8 protein-coding genes and 1 pseudogene are annotated in these 12,404 nt (G+C 73.2%); 5 read left to right on the forward strand and 4 right to left on the reverse strand.

Going from position 1 to position 12,404, the window contains the following annotated elements; translation table 11 throughout:
• A partial coding sequence (gene pspM, locus HUW36_RS14620) for a phage shock envelope stress response protein PspM (protein WP_425487237.1) occupies nucleotides 1–397 on the forward strand: 397 nt, incomplete at its 5' end.
• Between the two features lie 280 nt (nucleotides 398–677).
• Here the strand turns inward: pspM and HUW36_RS14625 are convergent.
• From HUW36_RS14625 to ettA, 3 genes and pseudogenes are all read right to left on the reverse strand, one after another.
• Nucleotides 678–4,073: pseudogene (locus HUW36_RS14625) on the reverse strand (fibronectin type III domain-containing protein); the annotation flags it as partial.
• Between the two features lie 104 nt (nucleotides 4,074–4,177).
• Nucleotides 4,178–4,621 carry an acyl-CoA thioesterase gene (locus HUW36_RS14630; RefSeq protein ID WP_174528663.1) on the reverse strand — a complete coding sequence of 148 codons (444 nt, stop codon included), beginning with the start codon at nucleotides 4,619–4,621 and terminating at the stop codon, nucleotides 4,178–4,180.
• Nucleotides 4,614–6,290, reverse strand: coding sequence for an energy-dependent translational throttle protein EttA (gene ettA / locus HUW36_RS14635; RefSeq protein WP_174528664.1), 1,677 nt, complete (start codon nucleotides 6,288–6,290; stop codon nucleotides 4,614–4,616). The genes HUW36_RS14630 and ettA overlap by 8 nt, the downstream gene beginning before the upstream one ends.
• Nucleotides 6,291–6,504: 214 nt before the next feature.
• On the opposite strand from ettA, the gene HUW36_RS14640 reads away from it, so the two are divergent.
• From HUW36_RS14640 to otsB, 4 genes are all read left to right on the forward strand, one after another.
• Complete coding sequence (locus tag HUW36_RS14640) at nucleotides 6,505–6,786, forward strand: hypothetical protein (RefSeq protein WP_174528665.1); 282 nt, start codon at nucleotides 6,505–6,507, stop codon at nucleotides 6,784–6,786.
• Entirely contained in the window at nucleotides 6,779–7,165 is a 387-nt protein-coding gene (locus tag HUW36_RS14645; RefSeq protein ID WP_174528666.1) for a hypothetical protein, read from the forward strand. Before HUW36_RS14640 ends, HUW36_RS14645 begins: the two co-directional genes overlap by 8 nt.
• 140 nt (nucleotides 7,166–7,305) lie before the next feature.
• Nucleotides 7,306–8,706, forward strand: coding sequence for an alpha,alpha-trehalose-phosphate synthase (UDP-forming) (locus HUW36_RS14650; RefSeq protein WP_091571680.1), 1,401 nt, complete (start codon nucleotides 7,306–7,308; stop codon nucleotides 8,704–8,706).
• Entirely contained in the window at nucleotides 8,703–11,303 is a 2,601-nt protein-coding gene (otsB, locus tag HUW36_RS14655) for a trehalose-phosphatase (protein ID WP_174528667.1), read from the forward strand. The genes HUW36_RS14650 and otsB overlap by 4 nt, the downstream gene beginning before the upstream one ends.
• Nucleotides 11,304–11,479: 176 nt before the next feature.
• Here the strand turns inward: otsB and cobA are convergent.
• A partial coding sequence (cobA, locus tag HUW36_RS14660) for a uroporphyrinogen-III C-methyltransferase (protein ID WP_174528668.1) occupies nucleotides 11,480–12,404 on the reverse strand: 925 nt, incomplete at its 5' end.

The following is a 12,404-nucleotide window of genomic DNA, read 5'->3' on the forward strand; positions in this document are numbered from 1 at the left end:
GGCCGAGCCGTGGGCCCGCCTGGACCGGGCCGCCCTCACCCTGGCCGGGCTGACCGGACGGATGACCGGGCTGGCCGAGCCGGCGGTCCGGGAGGCGGCCGAGGCCGACCGTTCCCTGCGGGAGCTGGCGAGCCGGGTGGCCGGGGTGGAACGCGCGCTGAACATGGCTCCGCGCGGCCCGCTCGCCGAGGTGCACGCCACACTCGTCACCCAGTTGGAGGACGGGGTGGCCGCCTACGAGCGGCTGGTGGTCGCCGCGGCCGGTTACGTGGCCGAGGACGCCCGACCGACCGTCGAGCACGCCGCCGCCGCCGCCCGCCTCACCGAGGCCACCGACCTCCTGCACGGCGTGGCCTCCGCCCTCGCCGAACTCCGCACCCCCCTCCGCACTTCCTGACCCGTCCCACCCCGGGTCCGGCCTGCCCGGGCAACTCCGGCCCGATGGAGCTCGTGCGGTCGGCCTGGCCGGCCCTGACGTCAAGTCCCTGCTCGACTGGCTCGGGTGGTCGGGGCCGGTCAATCCTTGTCGATCATGAGGGTGGCGGCGATGTCGATCTCGAATCCCGCCGCCAACCTCATGATCGACCGATGCCGACTCCGCGAGCGGGGGTCGGTCCAACCGACCGTTTCGATCGGCCGAGGACGGCCGGCCCGGGTCGGCCGGTCGAGGCGCACTGTCAGGCGGGGGTGGTGATCTGGATCGGGGGGGTCCAGGGGGAGGTGCCGACGACGTTCGTCGCGCGTACCCGGTAGTGGTAGGTGGCGCCCCGGGCCAGGCCGGTGTTGGTGAAGCCGCGAGCGGTGACGCTGAACGTGGCCACCTCCCGGCCGAAGGCGGCGTCGGTGGCGCGCTGCACCACGAACCCGGCTCCCGGCCCGGCCAGCGGCTCCGCCGACCAGGTCAGGGTGACCGTGGCGGTGTCCGGGGCGGGCGCGCCGGCGGTGACGGCCACGGTGGTGGGCGTGGCGGGCCGGGGCGGGGTGGTCACCGCGGCGACCGTGGACCAGGGTGACGCCGCGCCCAGGTACGTGGTGCGGACCCGGTAGTAGTACGTGGTGTCCGGCGCGACCGCCGGGTCCAGGTGGGTCTCGCCGACGGCGATGGCGGTGGTGCCCGGCCCGCTGGTGAACGTGGGGTTGGTGGCCCGCTGCACGTCCACCCCGGTGGCGAACGAGCGGTTCGTCCAGCGCAGCGACACCCGCAGCGGCGCGGCCGGTGGCACCACGGCGGCCAGCCGCTCCGGGGCGGCCAGCCGGACCGCGGCCGGCACGCTGTTCGACCAGGCCGAGCAGCTCACCGCGTTCTCGGCGCGGATGCGGTAGTGGTAGGAGACGCCGGGGGTGACGGTGGCGTCCGTGTACCGGGTCGCGGCGGCGGCCACGGTGATCTCGGTCAGCCCGGAGGTGAAGGCGCTGTCGGTGGCGCGTTGCAACCGGTGGCTGGTGGCCGGCGGGCGACTGCCGTTGCCGGTCCAGGCCAGCGCGATGGCGGGCAGTGCGGTGGCCGAGCCGGGCGCCGGGGTCGCGGTCAGGCCGGTCGGTGCCACCGGCGCCACGCGCAGCACCAGGGGACGGCTCATGCCCTGGTCGCGCAGACCCGCCGAGCGGGTCTGCCAGCGGTACTCCCAACCCAGGTTGACCAGCTGGTTGACCACCACCGTGGGCCGGCCGTCGACCGGGCTGACCGGGCTGGCGTCGAGTCGTGCGCCGGCCGGCCGGGTCGGGTCGAGCAGCCGCACGCTGTCGCCGACCGTGAACGGCAGGGTGGGCACGACGGGGCGCAGCGCCACCACCACGTCCTCGCGCGGGTTGACCCGGACGGTGTCCTTCCAGCCCAGTTCACCCGGGTCGGGCGGGCGGACGGTGCCGTCCCAGCCGACCCGGTTGACCACCTGCATGTCGCAGCCCTCGACGTGCACCGGGTGGGTGCGCTCGGCGCCGCCGACGATCCGCCACAGCTGGGTGCCGTCGGCGGCCGCGCCCACCGGCACGGCCGGGTCGGTGACATGGAGCACCTCGGTGGCCGGGTCGACCGGGCCGAGCGGCAGGGCGGTCCGGGCCAGCGGTCCGGTGGCGGGGTGGCCGACCCCGAGCCGCCCGACCGCCCGGCCGTGCCGGGGCTCGAACACCTGCCCGACCGACTTCACCGCCAGCGGCAGCGTGACCGGCGCCGACGCGCCCGTCGGGGTGAACGTGACCGTGTCGGCCCGCGCCGCGACAAGCGTCGGCCGGGCGGTCCGGGTGCCCGTCGCCGCGTCGTACGCCGGTTGCGGCACGATCGGCGGCGGCTGGCTCTGCGCGTACGCGCCGGGCAGCCGCGCGGCGAGCCGGCGCACGTCGTACCGCTCGGCGGGGGTGCCGGTCACCCGGATCTGGAGCAGGGTACGGGTGTTCGGGCCGTAGCCGGGGCGGGCCGGGGGCAGGCCGCCGGCGGCGGTGTGGTCCGGCGCGCCGGTGTGGTGGTCGTAGCGGGGGTCGAACCGGGGCAGCGGCGCCGGGCAGTCGTTGTAGAGGATCAGGGTGTTGCCCGGTGGCACGGTGGAGAAGTCGACCACCACGTCGGCGCGTTCCCCGGGGGCGAGCAGGAGCGCGTGTCCGTCCACGTTGAGCACGGTCGGGTCCTGCCTGTCGTACCGGTAGCCGACCGGCCGGTTGGGCCGCACCACGGGCGCCGGGAGCAGGCCGCCCTCGTTGCCGATCTGGATCAGCTCCGGGCCGGCCGCCGCCGGGTCCGGCACGCCGCCGTCGCGCCCGTCCACCGGCCAGTACGCCGGGCGGCCCGGGGCCCGGACCGCCTCGACCATCGGCACCTCCCCGGCGCGGGGATCGGCCGGCGCGCCGTCGTCGGTCCACATCGGCCCGTCCGAGGCGGCCCGGTAGAGCTGGAGGTTGAGCGCCCGGTCCGCGCAGGCGTTGAGGATCCGGAACCGGTACGCCCGCGGTGACACCTCCAGGTACGGGTAGGCCACGCCGTTGACCAGCGGCGTGTCCCCGTACGCCTCGGGCACGGCCGACGGGTGCGGCACGCCCGGGACCAGCGGCGGCTCGTCCGGGTCGGTGACCGGGTCGTGGTGCGGGTTCGGCACCGGCGCGACCCACGGGGTGGCCCCGCCGTCCGGGTCGTGGGTCCACGGCCCGTAGTCCCAGCGGCCGGTGGGATTGCCGCCGCTGAGCCGGTACGGGTTCTGTCGCGGCTGGTAGACGTGCGGGTGCCAGAGGCTGCCCTTGGCGCCCCAGCGGTGGCGGTCCCAGGTCGGGTCCTGGGCGGCGAGCTGGGCGTCGTCGGGCACGAACGTCTTGTCCTCGACCACCAGCGGGAGCTGGTCGGCGGGGAGCACACCGTCGTCCACCAGCCGCTCCTCGGCCGGGTCGGTGAGCAGGTAGAGCGCGAGCTGCCCGGAGTAGACGGTGAGCCGGGAGAGACCGAGCGTGTTGTCGTGCAGCCACATCAGCCGGCCGCTCTGCTCGTTCGGGAAGTAGAGCGTGGTCGCGCCGGCGCCCGGCGGCGGCATGTCCGGCACCGGGACGACGCCCACCCCGACCGGGTACGGGGTGATCTCGCCGGCCGGGGTCACCCACTGCCACGGATTGCCGGCGCTGATCCAGGCGGTCTGCGCGCCGGCCAGGTGCGGCACCGCGCGGTTCTGCGGGTAGGGCGCGGGGCCGTCCAGCGGGCCGGGGCCGGCCCCGTCGACGGTCTCGTCGACCGGCAGGAACAGCTCGCCGGCCCGCCCGGTGGGGAGCTGGTTGATGAACTTGATCCGTACCGGCCGGCCGCGCCGGGCCACGATCATCGGGCCGAGGTGCCACGGCCGGTCCGGCGGGCTCACCGTGTTGTGGCCGGTGGCGTCCGTGCCGAGGTTGAGCTGGCGGTAGCCGCGCAGCCGGGTGGCGGGCAGGTCCCGGTGCAGGCGCTGCGCGTACTCCTGGAGGCCGATCTCGTAGTAGTCGCAGCCCGGCCAGGTGATGGTGTCCGGCACCGCGACCGGCAGCCGGGCGCCGAGCCCGGCGGTGGCCGGCTGGCCGGGGACCGGCAGCGGGTCGACGAACTTGCGGATACCGGTGCCGGGCACCGGTCGGAGCCGCACCGGGGAGGCCGGGTCGAGCCGGACCAGCCGGGCCAGGAAGGCGCCGGCGTCGGCCGCCCCGGTCAGCCCGTGCCCGGCCGCCGGCCCGGTCATCCGTCGAGCCCGGGGGCGTAGCGCAGGAGGAACGCCCGCTCCTCGGGTGCGATCCGGCGCGGCCGCTGGGCGGTCAGGTCGAACGGCACCAGCACCGACCGGGCGGTGCCGGCCAGCGTGTCGCCGTCGTAGAGCTCGTAGGCGACCGAGAAGGACGCGGCGCGGATCTCGTCGACCCAGAGTTCGATCCGCACGGTGGGTGCCGCCTCCGCGGTGGCCCGGCCGAGCGCGTAGTCGACCGGGCGCAGGTAGTCGACCTCGTGCCGGCGGATGACCACCCCGTCGGCGAACGAGCCCACCCCCCACGCCCGGCCGCCCGCGAACATCATCGCCACCCGGGCCTCCTCGTAGAGCGTGAGGAAGCGGGCGTTGTTGACGTGGCCGTACGCGTCCAGGTCGGACCAGCGCAACGCGCAGTGGTAGACGAACCGGTCAGTCACGGGTGAGCTTGCGGTAGGTCACCCGGTGCGGCCGGGCGGCCTCGGCGCCGAGGCGGTCGACCTTGTTCTTCTCGTAGGCCTCGAAGTTGCCCTCGAACCAGAACCACTTGGCCGGGTTCTGGTCGTCGCCCTCCCAGGCCAGGATGTGCGTGGCGACCCGGTCCAGGAACATCCGGTCGTGGGAGATGACCACGGCGCAGCCGGGGAACTCCAGCAGCGCGTTCTCCAGGCTGGAGAGCGTCTCCACGTCCAGGTCGTTGGTCGGCTCGTCGAGCAGGATGACGTTGCCGCCGATCTTGAGCGTCAGCGCCAGGTTGAGCCGGTTCCGCTCGCCGCCGGAGAGCACCTTGGTCGGCTTCTGCTGGTCCGGCCCCTTGAAGCCGAACGCGGCGATGTACGCCCGGGACGGCATCTCGACCTTGCCCACCATGAGGTGGTCCAGCCCGTCGGAGACGACCTCCCAGACGGTCTTGTCGCCGTCCAGGCCCTGCCGGTTCTGGTCGACGTACGACAGCGAGACCGTCTCGCCGACCCGGACCGCGCCGCTGGTCGGCTGCTCCATCCCGACGATGGTCTTGAACAGCGTGGTCTTGCCGACGCCGTTCGGGCCGATGATGCCGACGATGCCGTTGCGCGGCAGCGAGAACGACAGGTTGTCGATCAGGACCCGCTCGCCGAACGCCTTGGTCAGGCTGTTGGCCTCGATGACCGTGTTGCCCAGGCGCGGGCCCGGCGGGATCTGGATCTCCTCGAAGTCCAGCTTCCGGGTCTTCTCCGCCTCGGCGGCCATCTCGTCGTAGCGGTCGAGGCGGGCCTTGGACTTGGTCTGCCGCGCCTTGGCGTTCGAGCGGACCCACTCCAGTTCCTCGGAGAGGCGCTTCTTCATCTTGGCGTCGCGACGCCCCTCGACGGAGAGCCGGGCGGCCTTCTTCTCCAGGTAGGTGGAGTAGTTGCCCTCGTAGGGGTAGGCCCGGCCGCGGTCCAGCTCCAGGATCCAGTTGGCCACGTTGTCCAGGAAGTACCGGTCGTGGGTGATCGCCAGGACGGTGCCGGCGTACTTGGCCAGGTGCTGCTCCAACCACTGCACGCTCTCCGCGTCCAGGTGGTTGGTGGGCTCGTCGAGCAGCAGCAGGTCGGGTGCCTCCAGCAGCAGCTTGCACAGCGCCACCCGGCGGCGCTCACCACCGGAGAGCTTGGTGACGTCGGCGTCCGGCGGCGGGCAGCGCAGCGCGTCCATGGCCAGTTCGAGCTTGGAGTCGATGTCCCACGCGTCGGCGGTGTCCAGCTCCTCCTGGAGCTTGCCCATCTCCTCCATCAGCTCGTCGGAGTAGTCCGTCGCCATCTGCTCGGCGATCTTGTTGAACCGCTCCAGCTTGGCCTTGGTCTCGGCGACCGCCTCCTCGACGTTGCCGAGGACCGTCTTGGCGTCGTTGAGCGGCGGCTCCTGCGCCAGCATGCCGACGGAGTAGCCGGGCATCAGCCGGGCCTCGCCGTTGCTCGGCCGGTCCAGCCCTGCCATGATCTTGAGGAGGCTGGACTTGCCGGCGCCGTTCGGGCCGACCACACCGATCTTGACACCCGGCAGGAAGTTCAGCGTCACGTTGTCGAGCACGACCTTGTCGCCGTGCGCCTTGCGCGCCTTGTCCAGGACGTAGATGAACTGGGCCACGGTGCGGGCTACCTCCGTCGGTTGCGATCGCGGGCTTGCGGGGCGCGAGGCGCGGGCGTCGATCTCCACCCGCCGCCGCCGGCCGGGAGCCGGCCGCGCGCACGCCGCCGTCAATCCTGACAGGTACGGGCGGCCCCGCCCACATCACCCCACCCGAGCGGTACGGCGGCGCGCCTCGTTGCCGCTACCGGTACTACTCGCTAATGTCTCCAGTATGACCAAGAAGATCGCCATCAGCGTCCCCGACGACGTGGCCGAACGACTGGCCCAGGAGCCGAACGTCTCCGCGTTCGTCACCGAGAGCGTGCGGCAGCGGATGGCGGGAGAGCGCACCCGGCGCGCGCTCCGCCAGGTCGGCTTCCGGCTGTCCGACGGCGGGCTCGCAAACGCGGGCCACGCGCTCGACGAGGCCCAGGCGAAGATCACCCCGGAACTGCGCGCCCGGGCCGCCGCGTTGCTGAGCGAGTCGTCGCGCGGACGGTCGACCCGTGACTGACCCCGGGCTGGTGCTCGACACCGCCTGCCTGCTGGCCTACTCGGAAGGCACCGAGACGGTCGGGGAGCAGATCGCAACGGTCGCGGACCGGGGGCAGACGGTGATCGTGCCGGCGCTGTGTCTCGCCGAGGCGTACCGGCAGGTGGCCGTCGACGGCTGGCGCCTGCTGGACATCCTCGGCGATCTCGACCACGTGGTCGTCACCCCTGTGGCGCACGACATGTGCATGTTCCTCGGCGGCTGGTCGCGCACGCTCCTGAGCATGGACCTCGCCCAGGTGGCGTTGGAGGCCGCACGGGCCACCACACCGATCATGAGCGACCGGCGGGAACTGCTCGGTGAGGTGCTGCCCAAGGAGTGGCCGATCATCGACCTCTGAGCCCCCGGTGTCGACAAGATCACGCGGTGGGTTCGGCGGTGGTGGGACGGGTAGGTAACTCCGGCACGGGGGATCAGACGCCGCAGCTACGCTCAGTACGCTCATCGCGGTGGACCCGTCATACCCGGAGGTGGCCGATCGTGACCGTCCGTAGCTCCTTTGTCGTAGTGGCCAACCGCCTGCCCGTCGACGAGGTGAGCACACCCGAGGGGCGGCAGTGGCGGCGCAGCCCGGGCGGCCTGGTGACCGCGCTGCACCCGGTGCTCGCCGAGCACCAGGGCACGTGGGTCGGCTGGGCCGGCGGCACCGGCGCCGCACCCGAGCCGTTCGACCTGGAGGGGATCCGGCTGCACCCGGTGCCGCTGAGCGCCGAGGAGCTGGAGCGCTACTACGAGGGCCAGTCGAACGCGACCATCTGGCCGCTCTACCACGACGCGGTGGAGACGCCCGCCTACAAGCGGCGCTGGCGCGAGGCGTACCGGTTGGTCAACGCCCGGTTCGCGGAGGCCGCGGCGGACGTGGCGGCCGAGGGGGCGACGGTCTGGGTCCAGGACTACCAGCTCCAGCTGGTGCCGGCGATGCTCCGCGAGCTGCGGCCGGACCTGCGGATCGGGTTCTTCCTGCACATCCCGTTCCCGCCGATCGAGCTGTTCATGCAGATGCCGTTCCGCACCGAGATCCTGCGCGGCCTGCTCGGCGCGGACCTGGTCGGTTTCCAGCAGCGACTGGCGGCGCAGAACTTCGTCCGGCTGGCCCGGCACCTGCTCGGCCTGCGCTACGAGGGCCAGATGATCCAGGTCGACGGTCGGCAGGTGAAGGCGGGCGCCTTCCCCATCTCGATCGACACCAGGGAGATGGAGCGCCTGGCCGAGGACCCGGCGATCCAGGCCCGGGCCAAGCAGATCCGCGAGGAGCTGGGCAACCCGAAGACCATCATCCTGGGCGTCGACCGGCTCGACTACACCAAGGGCATCGAGCTTCGCCTCAAGGCCTTCCGGGAACTTCTCGCTGACGGAAAGTTGACAGTTCCCGACGCGGTTATGGTGCAGGTGGCGACGCCCAGCCGCGAGCGCGTGGAGCACTACCAGGCACTACGGGTGAAGGTGGAACGCGAGGTTGGCCGGATCAATGGTGAATTCGGCCGGGTCGGCGTGCCGGCGGTGCATTATCTGCATCAGTCGTACAGTCGCTCCGAACTGGCCGCGATGTACGTCGCGGCCGACGTGATGATGGTGACCCCGCTGCGAGACGGAATGAATCTGGTGGCCAAGGAGTACGTCGCATCGCGCGCCGACCAGGGCGGCGCGCTCGTGCTCAGTGAGTTCGCCGGCGCCGCCACCGAGCTGCGCCAGGCGTTCCTGTGTAACCCGCACGACCCGGACGCGGTCAAGGACGCGTTGCTCCGGGCCGTGCACGTCGAGAAACCCGAGGCCCGCCGCCGGATGCGCGTCATGCAGCGCCATCTGCGCAGCCACGACGTGGGCCACTGGGCCAAGTCGTTCCTCAGCGAGCTCGGCGTCCCCGATACGGAGGTGGCGTGACCTCGCCCGCAACCGCCACCGCCCACGGTGGTGTGCTCGACCCGGAACTGCGTGCCGCGATCGGCCGCATCGCCCGGGTTCCCCAGCTCCTCGTCGCCTGCGACTACGACGGCACGCTGGCCCCGATCGTCGAGGACCCGAGCAAGGCCGTGCCGTTGCCCGAGTCGGTCGCCGCGGTGCGCGCCCTGGCCTCGTTGCCGCAGACGAGCGTCGCGGTGGTCTCCGGTCGCGCGCTGCGTGACCTGGCCACGCTCTCCCGGCTGCCCAGCGAGGTGCACCTCGTCGGCAGCCACGGCTCGGAGTTCGACATCGGCTTCGTCGAGCGGCTCACCCCCGAGCTGATCGCGGTCCGGCACCGGCTCCGCGAGGTGCTGCGGGACATCGCCGCCGCGCATCCGGGGGTCCGCCTGGAGCGGAAGCCGGCCAGTGTGGCCGTGCACACCCGCGGGGTCGACCCGCAGATCGCCGCCGCCGCCGTGGAGGCGGTCCGCAGCGGGCCCGCGACCTGGGACGACGTCACCGTCACCCAGGGCAAGGAGGTCATCGAGCTGTCGGTGGTGGCCACCCACAAGGGCACCGCGGTCGACCAGCTCCGCACGCAGCTCGCGGCCAGCGCGGTGCTCTTCATCGGCGACGACGTCACCGACGAGAACGCGTTCGGCAACCTGCACGGGCCGGACCTCGGCATCAAGATCGGCCCCGGCGACACCCAGGCGGACTACCGGGTGGCCGAGCCGATCGAGGCGGCCCGCGCGCTCGGACTGCTGCTGGAGACGCGGCGGCACTGGCTGTTCGGCGAGCGGGCGGTGCCGATCGAGCGGCACTCGATGCTGGCCAACGGGCGTACCGTCGCGCTTGTCACTCCGGAAGCCAAGATCACCTGGCTGTGCCACCCGAAGCCGGACTCGGCGGCGATCTTCGCCGACCTGGTCGGCGGCAGCCCGGCCGGGCACTTCACCGTCGGCCCGGAGCGCGGCGGCATCCCGCTGGGTCAGCGCTACCGCAGCAACACCATGACCGTGGAGACCCGCTGGTCCGGGCTGACCGTGACCGACTGGCTCGACCTGCCGGTCCGGGAGACCACGCCGGACGACCCGGCCGTGGTCAGCGGCGACTCGACCCTGGTCCGGGTGCTCAGCGGCACCGGCCGGGCCCGCGTCGAGTTCGCCCCGCGCCCCGAGTTCGGCCAGGTGGCGGTGCAGCTCCAGCCGCTCGACGACGGGCTGCTGGTGCTCGGTTCCAACGAGCCGGTCGCGTTGCACTCCCCCGGCGTCCAGTGGGAGGTCACCAACGACGCCGGTTACGAGACCGCGAAGGCGGTGGTGGACCTCTCCGCCGCCGGCGGTCAGGTGGTGCTGGAGCTGCGCTTCGGCACGCAGAGCCTGGAGCCGCACCGGCTGCCGGTGCACGAGCGGCAGGCCGCCGCCGAGCAGCCCTGGAAGGACTGGGTGGCCTCGCTGCGGCTGCCCACCACCGCCCGGGACCTGGTGGCCCGCAGCGCGCTGACGTTGCGCGGGCTCTGCCACGAGCCGACCGGCTCGATCCTCGCCGCGGCGACCACGTCGCTGCCGGAGGAGCTGGGCGGGGTCCGCAACTGGGACTACCGCTACTGCTGGCTGCGGGACGCGGCGATGACCGCCCGCGCGCTCGTCGACCTCGGCTCCACCGAGGAGGCCGAGGGGTTGTTGCGCTGGATCGACGGCGTGGTCGACCGCACCGGCGGGCACCCGGAGCGGTTGCACCCGCTCTACACCGTCGACGGCTACGAGCTGGGCGCCGAGGCGGTCATCGACACGCTGCCCGGCTACGCCGGCTCCCGGCCGGTCCGGGTCGGCAACCTCGCCAACCACCAGCTCCAGCTCGACGTGTTCGGCCCGGTCGCCGACCTGATCGCGGCGGTGGCCGACGCCCGGGGCTCGGTCCGCGAGGACGAGTGGCGGGTGCTGGAGAACATGGTCGAGGCGGTCCGCCGCCGCTGGCACGAGCCCGACCACGGCATCTGGGAGGCCCGCCTCCCACCCCGGCACCACGTCTTCTCCAAGGTCATGCTCTGGATGACAGTCGACCGGGCGCTGCACGTGGTCCGGCAGCACGGTGGCGAGGACCGGCCGGAGTGGGTCGAGCTGCGCGACCGGATCGCCGCCAACGTGCTGGAGCACGGCTGGCACCCGGAGGCCGAGGCGTACAGCGTCGCCTACGGCTACGAGGAGATGGACGCCTCGTCGCTGTGGATCGGCATCTCCGGCCTGCTCGCCGGGGACGACCCGCGCTTCCTCTCCACCGTCCTCAAGATCGAGGCGGACCTGCGCAGTGGCCCGGTGGTCTACCGGTACCACTGGGACGACGGCCTGCCCGGCCGGGAGGGTGGCTTCCACATCTGCACGGCGTGGCTGATCGAGGCGTACCTGCGCACCGGCCGCCGCACCGACGCCGAGGAGCTGTTCACCCAGATGGTCGACACGGCCGGCCCGACCGGCCTGCTCCCCGAGCAGTACGACCCGCTCGCCGAGCGGGGCCTGGGCAACCACCCCCAGGCCTACAGCCACCTGGGCCTGATCCGCTGCGCCCTGCTCCTGGACAACATGCTCAAGCAGTGACCTGACCGAAGCGCCCGACGGCGGCGGGGACCCCCGGATCCCCGCCGCCGTCCTCGCCCCACCCCACCCCACGCCCACCCCCGCGATCTTGCACTTTGCGCCCCGGCGAAGGGGGCACAACGGGCGTCTGTCGGGCGCCAAGTGCAAGATCAGCGAGGTTGGCGGGGGGCGGGGGGTCAGGGGGTCAGGGCGTGGACTACGTGGCCCAGCACCACGATCGCGGGTGGGCGTAGCGCGGCGGTTTCGACGTCGGCGGCGACGGTGCCGAGCGTGGCGCGCAGCGTGCGCTGGGCGGCGGTGGTGCCCTCCTGGATCACCGCGGCCGGGGTGTCGGCCGGCTTGCCGTGCGCGATCAGGGTGGTGGCGATCGCGGCGAGATTCTTCAGGCCCATCAGGATCACCAGCGTGCCGCGCAGCCCGGCCAGGGCGTCCCAGCGCACCAGCGACGCGGGCGCGTCGGGGGCGAGGTGCCCGGAGACGACGGTGAACTCGTGCGCCACGCCCCGGTGGGTCACCGGCACGCCGGCCACCTCGGGCACGGCGATCGCGCTGGTGACCCCGGGGACCACGGTCACCGGCACGCCCGCCTCGGCGCAGGCCAGCAGCTCCTCGCCGCCGCGCCCGAAGACGTACGGATCGCCGCCCTTGAGCCGCACCACCACCTTGCCGGCCCGGGCCCGGTCGACCAGGATCCGGTTGATCTCCTCCTGGGCCCGTGACGGCCCGTACGGGATCTTCGACGCGTCGACCAGCTCGACGTCCGGACGCAGCTCGTCCAGGAGCAGACCCGGCACGAGCCGGTCCGCGACAACCACCTCGGCCTCGGTGAGCAGCCGCCAGCCCTTGACGGTGATCAGTTCCGGGTCGCCCGGCCCGGCGCCCACCAGCGCTACCCGACCCCCAGTGGTGTTAAGCGGGGCCCCTTCCTCTACCGAACGCGTTAACAAGGGGCCCTTCCTTGCACCGAGCAGCTCGCGGACGGCGTCGCGGACGGTCATCGCGCGGCGCGGGTCGCCGCCGCCGAGGACGGCCACGGTCACCGGCCCGTGCCGGGTCACGGCGGGCGTCCAGGCGCTGGCGGCGGCCCGGTCGTCGGCCCGT

Source organism: Micromonospora maritima (genome assembly GCF_902825405.1).
Lineage (GTDB): Bacteria > Actinomycetota > Actinomycetes > Mycobacteriales > Micromonosporaceae > Micromonospora > Micromonospora maritima.

Excerpts from the sequence above, each read along its gene's own strand:
- HUW36_RS14640 (WP_174528665.1), top strand. The coding sequence starts at position 6,505 with ATGACCAAGAAGATCGCCATCAGCGTCCCCGACGACGTGGCCGAACGA.